Source organism: Sulfolobales archaeon (genome assembly GCA_038897115.1).
Lineage (GTDB): Archaea > Thermoproteota > Thermoprotei_A > Sulfolobales > AG1 > AG1.
This window is the reverse complement of sequence record JAWAXC010000047.1, coordinates 1-17,138: the sequence shown is the minus strand read 5'-3', so window position 1 is coordinate 17,138 and position 17,138 is coordinate 1. Positions and strand designations below refer to the sequence as shown.

17 protein-coding genes and 1 tRNA gene are annotated in these 17,138 nt (G+C 41.7%); 9 read left to right on the top strand and 9 right to left on the bottom strand.

Translation table 11 applies throughout. The features are described 5' to 3' along the window. The first annotated feature begins 103 nt into the window (after nt 1–103). Nucleotides 104–406 carry a hypothetical protein gene (locus QXE01_07300; protein MEM4971039.1) on the top strand — a complete coding sequence of 101 codons (303 nt, stop codon included), beginning with the start codon at nt 104–106 and terminating at the stop codon, nt 404–406. Between the two features lie 732 nt (nt 407–1,138). Here QXE01_07300 and QXE01_07295 read toward each other — a convergent pair. After that, entirely contained in the window at nt 1,139–1,423 is a 285-nt protein-coding gene (locus tag QXE01_07295; GenBank protein MEM4971038.1) for an amidohydrolase family protein, read from the bottom strand. A 402-nt stretch (nt 1,424–1,825) separates the two neighbouring features. Between QXE01_07295 and QXE01_07290 the strand changes: the two genes are divergently transcribed. Both QXE01_07290 and QXE01_07285 read left to right on the top strand, forming a co-directional pair. Further along, nucleotides 1,826–2,029, top strand: a complete 204-nt coding sequence (locus QXE01_07290) for an antitoxin family protein (protein ID MEM4971037.1) — start codon at nt 1,826–1,828, stop codon at nt 2,027–2,029. Between the two features lie 5 nt (nt 2,030–2,034). After that, nucleotides 2,035–2,475 (top strand): PIN domain-containing protein, encoded by a 441-nt coding sequence (locus QXE01_07285; protein MEM4971036.1) that lies wholly within the window; start codon nt 2,035–2,037, stop codon nt 2,473–2,475. 522 nt (nt 2,476–2,997) lie between these two features. Here the strand turns inward: QXE01_07285 and QXE01_07280 are convergent. Continuing rightward, entirely contained in the window at nt 2,998–3,183 is a 186-nt protein-coding gene (locus QXE01_07280; GenBank protein ID MEM4971035.1) for a hypothetical protein, read from the bottom strand. A gap of 375 nt (nt 3,184–3,558) precedes the next feature. Further along, entirely contained in the window at nt 3,559–4,722 is a 1,164-nt protein-coding gene (locus QXE01_07275) for a hypothetical protein (GenBank protein ID MEM4971034.1), read from the bottom strand. 347 nt (nt 4,723–5,069) lie between these two features. Here QXE01_07275 and QXE01_07270 point away from each other — a divergent pair, with 347 nt between their 5' ends. From QXE01_07270 to QXE01_07250, 5 genes are all read left to right on the top strand, one after another. Further along, a complete protein-coding gene (locus QXE01_07270) occupies nt 5,070–5,318 on the top strand; it encodes a hypothetical protein (protein MEM4971033.1) in 249 nt (82 codons plus the stop codon). A 616-nt stretch (nt 5,319–5,934) separates the two neighbouring features. Further along, on the top strand, nt 5,935–6,135 hold the full coding sequence (locus QXE01_07265; GenBank protein MEM4971032.1) for an antitoxin family protein: 201 nt from the start codon (nt 5,935–5,937) through the stop codon (nt 6,133–6,135). Continuing rightward, nucleotides 6,116–6,550 carry a type II toxin-antitoxin system VapC family toxin gene (locus tag QXE01_07260; protein MEM4971031.1) on the top strand — a complete coding sequence of 145 codons (435 nt, stop codon included), beginning with the start codon at nt 6,116–6,118 and terminating at the stop codon, nt 6,548–6,550. The genes QXE01_07265 and QXE01_07260 overlap by 20 nt, the downstream gene beginning before the upstream one ends. 1,332 nt (nt 6,551–7,882) lie before the next feature. After that, the gene (locus tag QXE01_07255) at nt 7,883–8,140 is read left to right on the top strand and encodes a hypothetical protein (GenBank protein MEM4971030.1); all 258 of its coding nucleotides are present in this window, start codon (nt 7,883–7,885) and stop codon (nt 8,138–8,140) included. Next, nucleotides 8,137–9,684: an AAA family ATPase gene (locus tag QXE01_07250; GenBank protein MEM4971029.1), complete on the top strand. Its 1,548-nt coding sequence runs from the start codon at nt 8,137–8,139 to the stop codon at nt 9,682–9,684. Before QXE01_07255 ends, QXE01_07250 begins: the two co-directional genes overlap by 4 nt. A gap of 457 nt (nt 9,685–10,141) precedes the next feature. On the opposite strand, the gene QXE01_07245 is transcribed toward QXE01_07250, so the two are convergent. Continuing rightward, entirely contained in the window at nt 10,142–10,462 is a 321-nt protein-coding gene (locus tag QXE01_07245) for a hypothetical protein (protein ID MEM4971028.1), read from the bottom strand. A 7-nt stretch (nt 10,463–10,469) separates the two neighbouring features. On the opposite strand from QXE01_07245, the gene QXE01_07240 reads away from it, so the two are divergent. Continuing rightward, nucleotides 10,470–11,336: a hypothetical protein gene (locus QXE01_07240; protein ID MEM4971027.1), complete on the top strand. Its 867-nt coding sequence runs from the start codon at nt 10,470–10,472 to the stop codon at nt 11,334–11,336. 132 nt (nt 11,337–11,468) lie between these two features. Here QXE01_07240 and QXE01_07235 read toward each other — a convergent pair whose 3' ends face one another. The 5 genes from QXE01_07235 to QXE01_07215 all read right to left on the bottom strand — a co-directional run bounded on the left by QXE01_07235 (nt 11,469) and on the right by QXE01_07215 (nt 16,936). Then, on the bottom strand, nt 11,469–11,633 hold the full coding sequence (locus QXE01_07235) for a hypothetical protein (GenBank protein ID MEM4971026.1): 165 nt from the start codon (nt 11,631–11,633) through the stop codon (nt 11,469–11,471). Between the two features lie 18 nt (nt 11,634–11,651). Continuing rightward, nucleotides 11,652–11,966 (bottom strand): hypothetical protein, encoded by a 315-nt coding sequence (locus tag QXE01_07230; protein MEM4971025.1) that lies wholly within the window; start codon nt 11,964–11,966, stop codon nt 11,652–11,654. Nucleotides 11,967–12,068: 102 nt separating this feature from the next. Then, the gene (locus QXE01_07225) at nt 12,069–15,017 is read right to left on the bottom strand and encodes an N-6 DNA methylase (GenBank protein MEM4971024.1); all 2,949 of its coding nucleotides are present in this window, start codon (nt 15,015–15,017) and stop codon (nt 12,069–12,071) included. A gap of 472 nt (nt 15,018–15,489) precedes the next feature. Then, nucleotides 15,490–16,770: an integrase gene (locus tag QXE01_07220; protein ID MEM4971023.1), complete on the bottom strand. Its 1,281-nt coding sequence runs from the start codon at nt 16,768–16,770 to the stop codon at nt 15,490–15,492. Nucleotides 16,771–16,861: 91 nt separating this feature from the next. Continuing rightward, nucleotides 16,862–16,936, bottom strand: a tRNA-Arg gene (locus QXE01_07215). Between the last annotated feature and the right edge of the window lie 202 nt (nt 16,937–17,138).

The window sequence follows — 17,138 nt, the reverse complement described above, 5'->3', positions numbered from 1 at the left end:
TACAAGATATAGCTCTTACAAATCATTTCAACACTGTTCTAGTACTTCGTAATAATATTTATGTGTTTACAGACCGTTGTCTAGATGAAGAGGCTTAAGTATTTTGGCTACCACAGTTACTGGAGCTGCCACAGAGACTCTCGCAAGAGGTTTGAGGCTTCACGGTTCCGTGGAAGAAGCTCTGAACGCCCCTGGCCAGATGCAGACCCGAGAAGAGATGAGGAGAGTCCGGCCCACAAAAACCAAAATAACTAAGGTTGAAAACTTTACTTTAGAAGAACTGGCTAAGAAGCTGCTAAGCCTGCTTAAAGAGTATCAAGCGCATAGGATTCCTCAGGGACCAATTATAGGTGCCAACAAGGCGTGGAGACGTACAAGGCTATCATTCCGTGCAAGCGGTAATTAACAGACCTAGGACTGCTGCTATTCATATTCCTGAGGAGAATCCATAAAATAGTGATTAATAAGAATATATATATGGCGGGCCCGCCGGGATTTGAACTCGGGACCTCCGGTTCCCCAGGCTGAGTTTTTTTATAGGATCATGTTTCAGTGATCAACATAGAACTGAAACATTTCGTCAGAGGACAATATATCTTCCGAAATCATCTGCGACAAATGGAACATGTGGAGTCAAAAAGGTTTCGGTTTTGCTCGCTACTTCCTCTTATGTAAGGCGATTAAGAGGCCTACTGCTATTAGTGTTAGAATACTGTCTGCTGCGGGGTTATGTGTAAGAGGCAGGTTTCTCCGTGGTCGTGAAAATGTTTGTAGAGGTGCTCATGTAGGGGCTTGTCGCTACGGTAGTGGTTGGCAGTGGGAGTACCATAGACACTTATGCATTAATTTAAGCACTATGTAGGGGATGAATAACGGGGGCAGGATTAAATGTATATGAAGAAGGGTCACTACCATCAAACCGCTTACTGGTAGCATTCAAGAACATAGTGTTAATACTGCGTGCGGCCAGCACGACCTATGAAGCGAGACACGGCATGGCAAAGGTAGCGATCGTAGCCTTCTACGAGGATAAAGCACCACCCACTTTAGTAGGCAAGAGAGTAACTGGAGCGAGCCTCTATCTTAGGAGTTTAAAGTGGAAAAACTTTAATACCTTCGACGTAAGTCTCGAGCACTCTTATATTCTTGAGTTCTTTTCATTTACCGTTAGAGGATCTTTATCGACTACTATGAGGTCAGCTAACTTACCCTCCTCGAGACTCCCTAGATTGGTTTCCTCGAACATTAAGTAGGCGGAGCCCCACACGTATGCGTGGAGGGCCTCCTCGACACTCAGACACCCATCTTTGGTGTCTTCGTAGAGTGGAATTCCCTCATACTTGCCTCTAGTCACGGCTGCATACACGGTTTCCCACGGGTTGAGAATCTCGGTAGGACTATCTGTGGAGGACCCCAGCTTGATCCCCCTTCTTGATCATGGTTTTGAACGCGTAGACCCACCGTATTCTCCTCTTCCCGACTCGTCTCTCAACTCACCAATCAGTTGTTATGAAGTGAGGCTATACCGATGCAACGATTCCTAATTCAGCCATCTTCTCGGCTTGATCCTCTCTTAGGACTGAGGCGTGTTCTACCTTGCGTCTCCTGCCTTTAACCCCGTCAAGTGTTTTGTAAGTATTGAGGATTAAGTCTATGGCTTTATCTCCAATGCCGTGGATAGCTAGCTGCAGACCCGCTTCATGAACCTCCTTAGCGAGCTTCTTTAAACCATCCTCGTCTATGTTGGGGTTCTGGAGCGGTAGAATTATTCTACTGCAACACGCTTTAATCTTTTAAAGCCATATTATAGTAGTTGGGTGAATGCGTGTCCAAGGTTATAAGGGTAAAGTACGAGAAGGGAGTTCTCAAGCCTTTGGAGCCTTTGGAGTTTCCTGAAGGTGAGGAGCTGCTGGTTAAAATAATTAATGTTGAAGAGCGTATTAGGAGGCTTCAAAAGTATAAAGGAATACTCGGCCCCGTTGATGAAGAGCTTTTAGAGGAGGCTATAGAAGAGGCAGAACAACTTTGATATACGTGGACTCGAATGCCCTCATTTACCTACTCCACGATGTCAAGCCCAAGTCCGATCTAGTTATCAAACACTTAGCTAGGCATGAAGAGGTATTCACTAGTTTGAGAACAATAGAGGAGGCATCATACATAATAATACGAGTAAAGGCAAGCAAGCTGTATGGTGCAAGAGGGGTTTATGATGTCCGTAGGATTATTGTTGAGCACGGTCTCGACTTTGTGAAGGATGAGTTGGAAGCTCTTAGAAAGCTAATAGAGGAGAACAACATAGCTGTACTACAAGACGTGGCGTCTATAGAAGAAATCCATGAAACTGTGCTAAAATATAAACTCCTTCCAGGAGACGCTATCATAGCCTTAACTTGCAAGCGATACGGTATAAACACCATACTAACCTTTGATGAGGACTTCAAGAGAATACCTTGGCTAAAGGTGATCCCCTAAATACCATTTTTCTCTCGACCTGTTATATCTTTGTAAATGCTATTACTGTACCGACTATCCCCCATATCAACTATACTGAAGCTAGTGTCCAAAAAAGCGGGTTCACTCCAGCCTTGGGGAGATACTGTTCTTACGGACATTCTGTAAAGAAAGGGTTCGGGTCTGAACATTGCTTTTAATCACTTTTGAATACTTTTGATTACTTTGCTTCATCCCTTCATTTCTGGTTCCCCCCGCTCCCTCGGGTTTCATTGTTCACCGCGGGGTGCTTCGGGGAGACCAAGGCCTCCCTGCATATGCCTACAGAGCTCTCAGCCAAATATTCATAGCTCTAACAGAGTCTCTGTCTCTTTTGAATCCGCATTTTCTGCAAACAACTAACCTACGTATATAGACTAGCTTAGAACCACACATTGGACAGGTAGATGAAGTGCTCCTTGAGCCCACAACAATTATCGGCACATTGTACTCAATCGCCTTGGCTATGACTGCGAATTGAAGTCTTCATTAGTCTTTGCCGATCTATGCATGCTTCCCATCGTCCACCCTCTGCTGCTTGTTCAGGAGCCTCCACAGAGTAATCCTAATAATGCCTAGGACCTCCATTATCTTTTCCTTGCCGATCTTCCCGGCCAAGTACTCTAGGATCCTGCACCTATCCTCATCGCTTATCTTGCTTAGGTCAAGGACATCGATCCAACTACTCAAAGCAGAGCACCGGGTATATTATTTCAAGGTCTTATCAAATAAATGTTTCATGAAGCCTACTTGAACTATGAAACATTGAGAGGCTCTACTTGCGGTTTTTAATCAGGTGATGAAAAAGTAGCGGGCCCGCCGGGATTTGAACCCGGGACCTCCGGCTCCGAGGCCGGCACTTAAATACCAATGTCCCAGAAAGTAATGGTATTGTGGGACGTTTTCTAACCTATTTATACCCGTTAGGGTAATGCTAGGGACATGGCTTACGCCAATACTCACATATTTCCTCTGCATAGTGCGAAACTAGCCCAGTGCTGAACGAAGCTTCTTTCTTGCAGGAGAGTTTAACCTGTTGATATTGCATGCCTAAATAATATCTCTTTAGTAACTACAAGTTTCAGATGGGAAGGCTAGCAAAAGCCAATACATGAATAGCTGTATGTCTGGCCTGCCGAGTCCCATTATAAATAGCATTTCCTCCTTTTCTCCCTGAGATACAATCGCTCTGTGTAGGCTTAAAGACCTTAATGGATGCTTGAAGATGCTAATATGTGAGGTAATAAAGAAGAACACTATACCTAAGGGCTTGCCGCATTTTTCTAGCATTGCGATATGCAGGAAATAGGTGAGACCTCTTTTCATCTTATCTATATCGACGGGTTTAGTAATTTCCTCTTTCCCGTTAATCTTACTTGAGACTATGAGTCTATATGGCGGCTTCTCTCCTTCTTCACTCCTATTCTTTGCATCCCTCTTCGTATCTTCCTTGGTCTGCATAATTCTTGTAAATCTTTCTTTAACTATACTCCAAGGAACAAGTTGTGGTGGAGTTGCAACGATATCTATGCTGAAAGGTATGACTGGGATAGGAGTGATCATTCTTATAAGTGATACAGTTACCTTTCCCTTGCCTGTTTCATTATTACATGTTGGGGAGAGGTAGCGTTCTAGCCGGGAATGTAGCCATGATAGTGACGTCTCTCCCCCTTCGGAGTTGTCTTTCTTCTCTGAAAAACTCTCCTCAGATGCGAAAACTGCAAAGAGGAGGAGTAGAAGAAACATTGTTAATAAAAATAGAAGTGTAGGGATCCTAGCCTCTACATAGGAAAAACTGCTTACTTCTGCAATCATCAAGAAAATAGCGTCGAAAACATAGATAAAGAACGCCATAGCGAAATAGTATGAAGCCAAGATAGTTATTGAGAATGTACCTAGCCCTTTAGTTATCTTTATATCTTTTATGAGGCACGATTTGCTAAGACGATTAAGAATATCTCCAATATTTTCAATATTGAATCCTCTTATAGCGTCTAGAAAGGAACTCCTTAGCCTTCTATAGAAGTATTTTAGCAATACAATATAAACTAATAAGAATAATATAGCGAATATGATAGATACCATTAAGTATAGTATTTCCCGAGGGGAGGCGTAAGGAAGTTTCTCTACAATTATTAGCGAGAAGTTAATCTTCTCCGAGCGTGAAAACAGGTATAATACTAAGTACACCAGCAACAGTTGAAAAGCAAGCTTAGGTCTGCGCCTCACGACGCTAGCTAGCTCACCTATCAGCACGTCAAGCACTATTTACCACTCCACAGTACTAATTGTAAGAACAGTTTTGAAAATGTTAGCGGTTGTGATATTTCTGTTGTGGGATTAGCGCTATGGATTTGTTAATGTTTCATGATGCTTTCACATATGCTTTATTGCTGTTAAATATACCCTTTTTCCTGCTGAAAAACATCAGAATCAAAGCTAAAATGTTCTGACTCTTATATGTTCTTAAAAGTCTGTAACTGGTATTAGTATCTGGCCCGAGGCAATGAATATAGCTAATGATTTTAACTGGCTTTATTGATAGTTTATGTGAGGTCAGGATCTTGGAGTTGATTATGCGTGAGAGCTTAGGAGTTATGTTGAAAAAGATTAATAGAGAAGTTGCGCTGGTTGGAGCTAGGCTTCAGAGAATGGCTTTGAGATTAGGTGTTGGGGACTGGAGGGAATTGGAGAGGCTGCTTGCTGGTAAAGGTATTGATAATCCAGAGATTGATCTTCTCTGGCCTGAATACCTCTACCTGAAGAGGAGGCTTGAAGAGCTGGGAGCGAAGAAGAAACGTGTACTGGCAATGTTAAAGGGATAAAGAGGATTGACGAGGCTACACCTCGTATTAAATTTAATAAATAGCCTTCTGAGTGAATTCAATCCTGTGGTTAGAGTTATTGAGCACTATATCATGAATGAAGGAGACGTAGAGTACCTAAATGTTAATATAAGCATTCCTCGCGTCAACATGGTGGTAGTAACACGTGAATGCTGGAAAGAAAGGAATCTCGTAGCTTATGGTTACTACCTGAGAGCTTATGACTATGAGGAATGGTGGGATAACCGACCACATCACCCAGAAATCTAAACACATCCACACCACAGACACCTAGGAGGAGAAGTATATCCCCTACAAGACCCATCACTAGAAAAATTCTTAAATGCTGTCAGGCAGCACCTCCACAAATACTTTACTTAAAACTGCTTATCCCTATCTTATCATGAAACAAACGATAATAGAATGCAATGTGGCGGGCTCGCCGAGATTTGAACCCCGGATCACCAGCTCCGGTACTAATATCGTTTTGTTGTATAAAGCCATAGAATGTCTGTAACGTTTTAGGAGGAGTGATTAGAGGTTCTGCTACGGTAAATCTATTATACTGCAACACGCTTTAATCTCTTGAAGCCGTAATACAGTTGGGTGATGCTATATGGCTAAGGTTATAAGAGTGAAGTATGAGAATGGAGTACTTAAGCCTCTAGAGAAGCTAGATGTTTCTGAAGGAGAAGTTTTGCTTGTAAAGGTGCTTCGAACTGAGTTAGCTGAGAAGGTGTTTGGCTCTATAAAAGTTGACGAGGAAACATTGGAGAGAGTTCTGAGGGAGGCTGAGGATGAGTTCGGTATTTATTGACAGTAATGTGATAATTAAGTACTTTGCAGGTGATTCATTAGCTAAGAAAGTCCTGGAACCCATTATCTATGGAGATGCTACAGGCTATGTTAATATCGTTGTTATTTCTGAGGTTATATTTATATTGCTTAAGCTACTTACCGGTAAGAAGGCTTATGAGCTTAAAGATAGCCCAGAAACTGTAAAGAACGTGTTTAAATCGTTGAATACCCAAATACAATTCTTGAGGGAGTACTTCTCAGAGCTTGAAATAAACGAGAGGGTGAAACAAATAGCCATGGAGGTAATGAGAGAGTACGGGCTACTACCTAACGATGCACTAATAGCATCAGCTTGTAGACACTACGGTATAGACACTATACTGACCTTTGACGAAGACTTTAAACGAATACCATGGCTGAGAACTATTCCATAGTTTCTTAGCGAGGCGAGAGCTAACGCCCGTTGACACGGAATAATATAAAGTCTTGGAATCGAGGCTAGCTAGAGTTTTAAGACTACTTCTAAAATATGGTGTTCAATGTAATGCGCCTTCTGACTGGTAGCATACCTTGAAAGCCTGACCTACGAGAATGACGCCGTAAAGCCAGCGGAGATATTGAATAACGAGCTACTTATCTTACATGGAGTGACAAAGACATATTTCCTGAAGAGAATGAGCTGAAACATATTTGATTGTCTTTGGAAACTTTTATATGGGTTCATTGCTAATACCCTTCAGGGCTATTAAGTATGGTGATACATATACATGCTCCGAGGACTATAGGTTTACTGGTAACTCTAAGTTTCCGAGAGCTGTGGCTGAACCGCGGTGAGGGAGCCCGGGGAGACCGTGAGGAACCCGAGGGCGGCTATAAATGAACATAAACGATAACAAAGGACCGCTCTCGGGTGAATGGTATGCAATATCGCGGAACATAATTATAGACTCGCATCCAAACACTTACTATGCATATCTAAAAGCCTTGGACGTGTAGCTTGCAGAAGCAGAAAGACAAGATAAGTTCGATTGGATAGCAAGACACTGTAAAGACCTGAAAGACTATTTAAATGACCCATATCCTATCCTCCAGCTTTAAAGCCCTCATATACAAACTCATTAATAGATACTGCAACATAAACGCTAGAATGATGAAGTAATGAATAACGTGTGTAGCGGACCCGTCGGGATTTGAACCCGGGACCTCCGGCTCCGAAGGCTAGAGCATCTATAGGGTCATGTTTCAGTGTTCGACATCAAACTGAAACATCTCCTCAAAGAACACTATCTTTTCTGAAAATCACCTGTGACAAGTGAAACATTGTTTATTTGACACAAAACTAGGTATTTACTAAAATTCGCATCTGTTATACCATTTAATTCATGTTAGTGCCTATTGCCAAATTAGAGCTTTATGTATTCGTTACTCAGCTAATATCTACATGACTTCATTGTAGCTAAGGACATCTGTCATGACTTAACTTTTTGTTACCGCTACTTCAGCAAATCCATAGATGCCCTAAATATCTCTCTTGAATTTATTTCGCTTATTTTGTTCGCTTTTTAGTGTGGACAACAACAAAATAACATAAATAACGTGGTGGGTACTATGATAGTACCTTAATAGTACTATAGACTGCACAATATGGTACTATTAAAGTACTATCATAGTACCTTAGGGAGTACGAAAAGAACTACATTGGCATGGATATGTCGTTTGCTTTTTTATAGTACCTTTAAGGTACTATTATAGTACGGGGATGTGGGTTGAGTGGGCTTAAGCAGGTCAAGTTTTACCTCAGTGTGGAACAATATGAAAAGCTGAAGAAGCTGGCGGAGCATCAGGGTCTCTCGGCTCCTGCACTAGTTAAAAAGATTGTCCTAGAATACCTAGGTGAAGTTGAATATGGAGACCTAGTGTCCCGCATTAAAAACCTTGAAGAGAAGTACGAGCAGCTAGCAAAAGAAGTAGGACGCATAGAAAAGGACTTAGCTCTCCTCGTGAAAAGGTGTAGAACAAGTTGAATGTCGAAGATTTGAAAAGACTTTTAGAACTCTACAACCCGTGGTGGAAGGATAGGGGTTGGCACCGCCATGACTTGTTAATTCGAAATTTCTACGACTCAGCGCTTAAGAGTGAACCTAGATTATACTTCCATTTAAGAAAACGCATTACTACGCCTAATACATACGGTATAATCACTATACGAGGTCCTAGGCGTGTAGGAAAAACCACGCTGATCAAACTATTAATAAAGTATCTTATTGAAGAGAAAAACATTGATCCTCGGACAGTATTTTATATCTCCTTAGACTACGAGGGGCTAAAGGATGTAAAGCTCATTAAGCTGCTTGAAGCAATAGCTAAGTTGGAGAGCAATGCTGATAAATATGTGTTCCTTGACGAGGCGTCGATGTACCCTGAATGGGCTCAGGCATTAAAAAATCTTTACGACATCGGCTTGGTTGAAAGTGGACGAATGAAGATCATAGCTACCGGCAGTCATTCTATGGATCTCGCTGAAGCAACTAGTAAGTTGAGGGGTCGACAAGGCAGATTAGCACAGCTCTTTAACCTAGGTGGAAACCTTGTCCATTTACCATTGAGATTCTCGGAAATAGTTGAAGCACTTAGGCCAGAGATAAGTACGTTCTTGACAGCACGCAGGCTTAGAGCCCCTAAAATAAGATTCGGAATGTTACGAGAGCTTGCACAAGGAAGAGTACCAGAGCATCTTCAGAGGATGTACGAGGAATACTTTCAGCTTCTTCAAACAGTTTTTGAAGATTACTTAATTCATGGTGGCTATCCAAGAGCTATAGACGAATATTATAAAAATAAGTATATAAGCAAAGAGTTCTACAGCGATGTAGCAGAGTTACTAATCAAGGACTCCGAGAAAGCTGGATTAGACCCGGAAAACACGAAAAGGGTACTGGCTTACCTTCTAGAACCTAAGAGGCTCGCAAGCCCCTTGGATTTACGTAAACCAGAAATTATTGGACGTGATGAGGAGGCGAGACCTAAAGGTCGTTTTGGGTTGCGGAACTACCTAAACTACCTTCGTACTACATGGACATTCTTTTTTGCATATCCCGAGGAAGGTGTAAGCTCTACTTGCAAGCCCAACTATCAGGGCCAGCCTAAAAACTATATTCTGAACCCATTCATATACCACGCATTGTATTCGTATCTCAATAACATCCCTGATCCTTTCGAGCACTCACGAAAGACTATTAACGACCCAAGTTTTAGAGGTCGAATGGTTGAAAGTGTAATTGCTGCTCATCTCCTACTAGCTCAACAGCTTTTCGAACATGTAGCTAGTGTTGAATACGAAAAAGTCTTAATGTATAGGCAAGCGGGTGAGGAAGCACAAGAGGCTGATTTCATTCTATGTGTTGAGAAGATGAGCGCCAAGCATAGGTTCATTATTGAGTCAAAATACCGTAGGCTACCCTCTCACGTGTCTCCTGAAAAAGGCAAAATAGTATTAACTAAGGATACCTTAAAAGAACATAACGAGGTAGTTTACATTCCAGTATCTATGTTCCTAATGCTCTTCTAAATAGTACATTGTGCTACTTAGCGTGGTAAAGGGTTCTAGCATGTTAAACAGCGAAATTTTAGCTAATGCTATTGACTTAGTGAAAAATGAAGTCATGTATTGAAGAGGCTAAGGCTCTGCTTGATAAAGCTTATGGTCTATGGAGATATGTAGCACGAGCACGACCCTGTTTTTCAATGAACCCTCTGCTCTAAAACATAGTAGTGTGAAGCTCTAGAGTTACTACTAAGCCGGATGCTCCATCTAGATGAGCACTTCATAAGGTCGATTACAAACCTTGGATTAAAAATTGATTATAATTGGAGCATCAGGTAACCCTCAGGAAAATAGCAGGGTATTCACGTAGAGAATCTGCTGGAATCTATAAAGCACTTTGTCGTGAAAGTTCATTGCTCTTTGAAAATCACTTGTGGCAAATGAACTTGCAGAATTAAAAAGAAAGTTTTTGTATTGTTTTCTACTTCCTCTTGATCTTGAGCAAGACTATTAAGAGAATTGTTACTACTACTGCTAGGACACCACCTGCTACGATCCACGTGGTGTAGTCGCCTGCTGTAGGCTGCGTGGTGGGAGCATGCTTCTCCACAGCTGTGGAAATGCCTGTAGAGGTGCTTGTGTAAGGGCTTGTCACTACAGAAGTAGTCGGCAGTGACGTGGTTGGCGTAGTTAACGGAGTGGTTGTCGCAACAGTCTTGATAGTAGTATCGTGTTGAACTACTGTAGTTGTAGAGATGAAAGTAGATGTCTCAGTAACCGCTATTGTCTGGGCGGTAGTCACTGTAGTAGTGGATATAGGTGAGGTCTGCGTAGTAGTGGTCTCTGTTGGCGGCGTAGTCGTTGTTATAGTCTCAGTTGGAGACGTGGTAGTGGTTGTAGTAGTGCTTTCACTCGACCCTAACAAAATAATTGTGACAACATCTTGTAGCGAGCTCACCGAACACGCTCAATCAACGCCCATAATCACGAAGCTATGGAGCGATCCATCTAGCATTAAGCAGAGATGCAGGTTTGAAATCGCGTTGACCATACCCGGTCCTAACAATACTGTAGTTATATGGTTGAATAAAGAAGCTTTAGAGGGGCAACTCAGCACGAGCACAGGCAGAGAATACGTATTCGAAAACATTCTTAAACACGAGCTTTGCCACGCATTCATGTACTCTAATCTAAGGTTGATACATAAGGTGAGAACAGAGGGTGTGCTACACTCATCGCAGCAGAGTATTGACCTAGAGCTCTCCAATATTGCTGTGTTAATTGCGAATACTATAGCCACGATACCGATAGACGGTGTAACAGATTTGATTGGTAGAAGGTATTTCGGTGAGACTTATTGGAAAGCGGTTGCTGCGGAAGCTGAAAAATTTCTATCAAAGCTAGCACAATACGAAGGACTGCTATTTGTGGTACCAGTACTTAGAGAGATCATAGATTGCGTATACCGAGGCAGATGCTCCAAGAACTTAAATAAAGCAGTCCTAGAATTCTATAAAGCACCTACAACCAATAGAGCTACAAAACTCGTTGAGCTCTTGATGTCGGTGATGAGAAAGCATGGTATGAAAGCATATACAAAAGTCTACAAAGCAGATCAATACACTGTACAGGAGGTAGTACTTTCCTTACATTTCCTTGTTGCTAATCTTTTTTAGTCCATGTCACAATAATCTTTTATGAATTTATCTACCTCGCCAAATGCTTTTAGTACATCTCTATATGTGCTGAGTATGTCACCTACCATTGAACGTATCGACACGTAGTCAACTCTTCCCCTGCAGTAGTTCTCATAGATGTAGCTGTAGACAGCTGCACTCACCCCTGCTCTGCACCAGCAAGTCCCTGCACTTGTTGCGGTTTTTCGTGCCGAAGGTAATCCACCTCCCAACACACTCCTCGAGTACTTTGAGACACTCAGAGACAATCTCAACAAGTCTTTCATCAGATTTCATCTAAATTGCCTCACGCATTTATGATTGTTTAGAGCTAAAGAACTCGTCTAATTTCTTATGTTGACTTGTTCGCTTCGTCTCCTCTCCTTTTTTAGAGGTTCTAGCAAGCATTTCCCCAGAGCCCTTTAGTGCCTCGGGTTTAGGCTCCTTAGCCCTTGACAGCCTCCTCCTAGCCATCTCCACTACGAAGAATCTCAAAGTCTCAATCTTTCTAAGCCTAATATCAACTCCTTTGGACTGGATATTAGCCCAAGTCTTAGAATCCGCATTGGGTGTGGCCGTATAGATAACGTAAGGTACTCTTCTCCTTCGTTCTCGCTTATGAATGGCCACCCTTAGATTTTGACCACTTGTCTAAGGGTATATGCTTAACTTTCTTCTCTATTTTCTCAGCAATGTCCTCGATAATGTTCTCATCTTCATCGCCTCGCTCCATTATCTGCTGCAAAGTATGGGTCTCCTCTTTAAGTAATTCATATACAAGTTGTTTGGCACATCTATGTCTCGGCAAACTTCATTAAGCATTCTTAACGATTCCAAATCAAGGAGTGCCCTATTTGCATACTGCTTTAAATCAGGGTTCTTTTCAGCCTCCTTCACGACTTTTTGGGCTACATCATACCAACTCGCCCCTGTCTCTTTGCTTAACCTAGCCATATACTCTATGTACTGGTCAAACCTAAGCATTGGTTGCTTTAGAATATTATTGATATCATCTTTCGAAAATTTAATGTTTCTCAAATCAGGTATGGGCATACTCTCTAAATGATCCTTCTTAATTTCCATATATAGTCCTTCGGTCTCTAGTCTTTCACCAAGAACATTTATGAAGCCAAAAATGCTATTCATATATGTTAAATAGGGTAGGATATAACTTTTGTCTAACGGTTCAAGAGGCCACCATACGTTTGATACGCTGGGCTCATCTACATAAATCATTAACATGTATTGTGTGCTCAACCTAGCTCTTCTTAAAATAAAGATTCTAGCACGGTAAAAAGTTCTAGATGATGCTCTCCAATATTTTACTTTCACCTCAGTTTCATTGATAACCCCTATTTTATGTGGTGCTTTTTCGAGCCAAGGAATTCTAACATCCAAGGTTTCTCCGGTTCCCCAAAGAGCTGGAGTTTCGTAAAGATATGATGTATTCTCATCTCTTTTTACTGGTGAACTAAGCCCGCTAGTATGGTCTATTACGCTTCCTACTTTGAAAACGTTTTTGAACTCTGTACCGCATTTAGTTACTATATCTAAATGCATTTTCAATAGCTCGCCGCTCTTGAAAGCTATAAACCTATAAAGGTTACTGCTAATCTTCTCGAGTTCTTCTTTGATCTTTTCTTCTTGAATGCCTTTTTCTTCTAACCTTCTTTTAATTTCCTCTTCTATATCTATAGACACTATAGAGGCGATTACCTCTTTGTCCTTTATAACGCGGATTACACCCTTTCGAACATTAGAAGCGGCTTTGCGTATCAATTCAACATCGTCCATACCAAGATCGTCAACTCTCTTATATAAATTCACTATCCTTAATGAGCCTTGTGAAGAAGTCGTTTCTCTTGACTTCCTTCTTGCAACTAAAAGTATTTCTCTGAATCGAGTGTCACTACTAAAGTTCGGTGTGCCAGGAGCCCAACTTATTACTATGTACTCAAGATTGTAACTACTTAAGAGTTCCTTTCTTACATCTTTCCAGCTAGGTCTACTTAATATGGAGTTAGGTAGTACAGTTGCAATCCTCCCTCCCTCTTTCACAAGTTTATCGGCTAGTACCATGAAAGGCTTGGTCATGCCTGCCGTGAACAAGTCGCTAACACGTGTACTACCGAAGTATAATTGCGTAGATAACAACGCTTTCCTCGCATCTTCCCCTATTAGGAATGAAATTCTATCACTTCTTGTAAAGGGAGGATTCATTATGACTACATCATACTTCTCGTCGCTTAGAGACCTGACTTCTTGTGGCAACAGGTTTTTTCTATAAGTTAATAAGTCTAGACTGCCTGCACGATCGAATCCGACGCTAACATCATATATGTTGAGCTTATTGGGGGGCGATCCACGTGTTGCAATTCTCAAATTCAATGCAGCAATAAAACACGCGGGTTTGAGCGCATCTAAACCAGCAGTATTTCTCAGTATAATCTCATCAACTATATCAAGGAGTGGACGTTCACTTTCAAGAGCTTCTATGTAAAGTTTCCTAAGTAATTCTCCTCCGAGTAACATTCTTCTTCTCTCAACCGAAGCTAGCAGCAAGCTACCAGTTCCACAAGCTGGATCGATCACCTTATCATCCAGTTTCTCGATAGCTAAGGACGCTAGTAATCGTGCAGCCGGCAACTTTGTATAGAACGTGGCAAATGCATGTCTATAAGTTTCTGATAATAGACGCTGATAGAGCATTGATAAGATGTCCCATCCTAGTCTTCTTATCAAGGCATAATTGCGCTTTATCTCTCTGCAAATAGATTGCACAGCATTATTCATCTGTTGATGCAAAGGTATTTCTTTGAGCACCTCTATGAAACCAGCATTTAGCTCTGCATACCTGGTTACATTAGTATTCTTATCTAGAATCAGATTTTCAAAATGTTCCACCAGCTCAGTAATACTTAGTGTTTCGCAGTTTAGAGCTCTAAGATTGTGTAAACGTTCGTTGCGTGCTATTTCATAGAATATCATTACGAGTGCAGACATCAACAGTATGAACTTCGTAGTTATATTTATTTTATCTTCAAGCTTCTTAATTTGATCCCATGCAATACTCAATTTACGGGCAACATTAGCAAGCTTCTCGATGAAGCTCTGATCCCCTACCAAGGAGAGAGCTCGTGAGGTATTCTCTATTATGGCATTGATGCTTTCTACAAGCTCATAAGCACCAATTTTAATGTGAGGATCTTGTTCCTTTAACTTCTTGAAGAACTCGTTTATAAGCGCATCTAGTACTTGAGGTATATTTATAATCTTCACGGGCTCGCTGTACCACCTAATGTAATGATCTGTTAAATTAAATGGATCCTTCCTAACAGCTATACCTAGTCCCACACTTTTCTCCATTAGCTCTTTCTCGACCCTGTCTTCAGGTAAGGACGTTATACCTTCGATAAGCTTCCTCGGGTATATTAATAACATAATGAAATCGTAACCTTTGAACGCTATATCTTCGAAACGCTCATAAGCCCTTTGTTTCAGCTTCTCGATTGCCTCTGGATCGAATTCTATAGTACCTATTTCTGCTTCGCCAAGCATGCCACCAGCTATACTATGGCTTAACACAAAATCAGGTACCTTTCTCGTCTTCTTAGCTATGCTCACATAGAATGGTTCTTCTGCACGTGTGGGTAAACCTAGCATGCTCAGTACAGGTGCCACATGAACATTCACTTTATACTGAGGTACACTCATCGTTTCATCCTCGCACAATAAGCCTAAAGAAGGTTATTGTAGTTATAATCATAGAACTTCACTTCGTTTCTAGGTAATTACCTTAAACATCTTCAAGCACCATCCATTTCATCGTTTTCCTTGAGCTCTGAAATCTTTCTGGCTTCTCTTGGCATAGTAGTTCTGAAATACCTGCCAATACATGTAGTAGCCAATACTGGCATACCCTCTGTAGCACCCATTATAGAATAATGCTTTACAAGGTGATAAAAGTACCGGTTCTAGTAACATCAAGGTATTATCTTAACCGATACTCTCCAAATTAGCATCTAATAGTGTATTCTATGAGTATTTCAAATCTGCTGGTATCAACATACATTTCATAGTCTTTCACAATATTCTAATCTCCTTAATATAATCACCCGGAACAACTCTAACATTATCCAAATAGTTTTAAACATCACAATGTAAGGAGTGTAATTAAGTGTTTGAGGTATTTGAGGTAGTTTTCGTCGGCCTCGCTTAGCAAATCTTCGTATCTGGCTTCGGAAACCTTTAGCTCCCCGAACCTGGATTGTATGAATCTTGCTACTTCTCTGGGCATCGCTTTGATCATTAGTCTCCAGGTAATCTTCCTCATATATTTCGGCAGTACGAGATTGTGTCGCTTAGCATATTTCCTAACTGCGTTTCTATCTATGTTCTTGGGGGCAATGGCGTTGAGGAGCTTCGTTGACTCCAAGCTCATGTATATCCACTCGCAGGGCTTTTCAGGGCCCTTCAAACCCATGTAGTACCTGCAGAAACCCCTATCCTCGAAGCAGACAAGCCTCTTGGTCTCTAAGCCTACTCCTGGTAGCTCAACTACTTCACTAGGCTTCCAAGTCTCCACCATTCTGAGAACGTGCTCGAACCTAGCACCCGACTCAAGCATGACCCTGTAAACCACATAGTACACTCTATGCCTTTCTCTGAGGAAGTCTAGGGTTTTTCTCACGCTTTCGAGATCCACCTGGTAAGGTCTGACGTCTAGCTTATAGCTCCTGGAGGGCACAACCTCCATTATCCAACCAAAAGTCTCTGGGCTAATCCTGCGCTTGTAGTATAAGTACTGTATGTAGTGGCGGAACACGTTCCTAAGCCACTTGTTCGGATGGTTAACAACATAGTCTATGAGCTCCTCGCTAAGTTCTTTTCCTTCAAGGTGCTTCTTGAATAGTGACTTATAGTACTTTAAGGTCTCGGGATCCCTCACCGTCCTTCTCTTCTTCCGCTCAGTTAGAAACCTCTCAAAATCTTCGCTCCATTTCAGCTCTACTCCTGCGAAGCTTATGCCAAGCATTCTCTTCAGGTCTTCACGGAACTCTTGTACAACAAATTTGAGAATAGCGTTCTTCAAGTACTCATCGTCTTTTGCAACAGCTAGTATCTCTAGGGCTAGGCTGTAATCTACCGTGCCATCCTCTCTGAGTATGCCCATGGATTTAAGCCTATCTCTGGCGCTGACCAGTCTCTCGAACTCTTCCTGAGTCAGTAGCTTTAAGAGGGGTTTCACGTACTCGGGTTTAACCGGTGACTTCTTCTCCAGCAGGCGCCACAGGGTAACCCTGCTGAGTCCTGTTTCCTCGAGGATCTTCCTGTGACCATACTTCTCGTCAAGGTACTTCAGTATTCGATACCTGGCGTCCTCGCTGAGCTTAGAAGGATCTATTGACTCCCACCACTGCTGCTTATCGCCCAAGAAAATCACTCCCGATGTTTCACCCTGCACCATGGAAGTGAAACATAGAGAGGATTAAATAGATTCCTTGATGTAAGTGATTAAAGGATAGCGGGCCCGCCGGGATTTGAACCCGGGACCTCCGGCTCCGGAGGCCGGCGCTCTATCCTGGCTGAGCTACGGGCCCTTATTTTATAGGGCTTTTCAGAGATAATTCTGTTTTTATATGTTTGGTTTTCTCCTATATTTATCTATGCTTCCATGATGCTTTTATGGCTATGATTTTCTCTTCTCTATAGCCTATTATAGCTCTATAGTATCCTTCGAGCTCTTGATCTAATTCTTTGTCTCCTGTGTCTATGAATAGTATGTTTGTTTTTCCAGCCTTC

Excerpts from the sequence above, each read along its gene's own strand:
- QXE01_07270 (MEM4971033.1), top strand. The coding sequence starts at position 5,070 with ATGCGTGAGAGCTTAGGAGTTATGTTGAAAAAGATTAATAGAGAAGTT.
- QXE01_07265 (MEM4971032.1), top strand. The coding sequence starts at position 5,935 with ATGGCTAAGGTTATAAGAGTGAAGTATGAGAATGGAGTACTTAAGCCT.
- QXE01_07260 (MEM4971031.1), top strand. The coding sequence starts at position 6,116 with ATGAGTTCGGTATTTATTGACAGTAATGTGATAATTAAGTACTTTGCA.
- QXE01_07235 (MEM4971026.1), bottom strand. The coding sequence starts at position 11,633 with ATGAAATCTGATGAAAGACTTGTTGAGATTGTCTCTGAGTGTCTCAAA.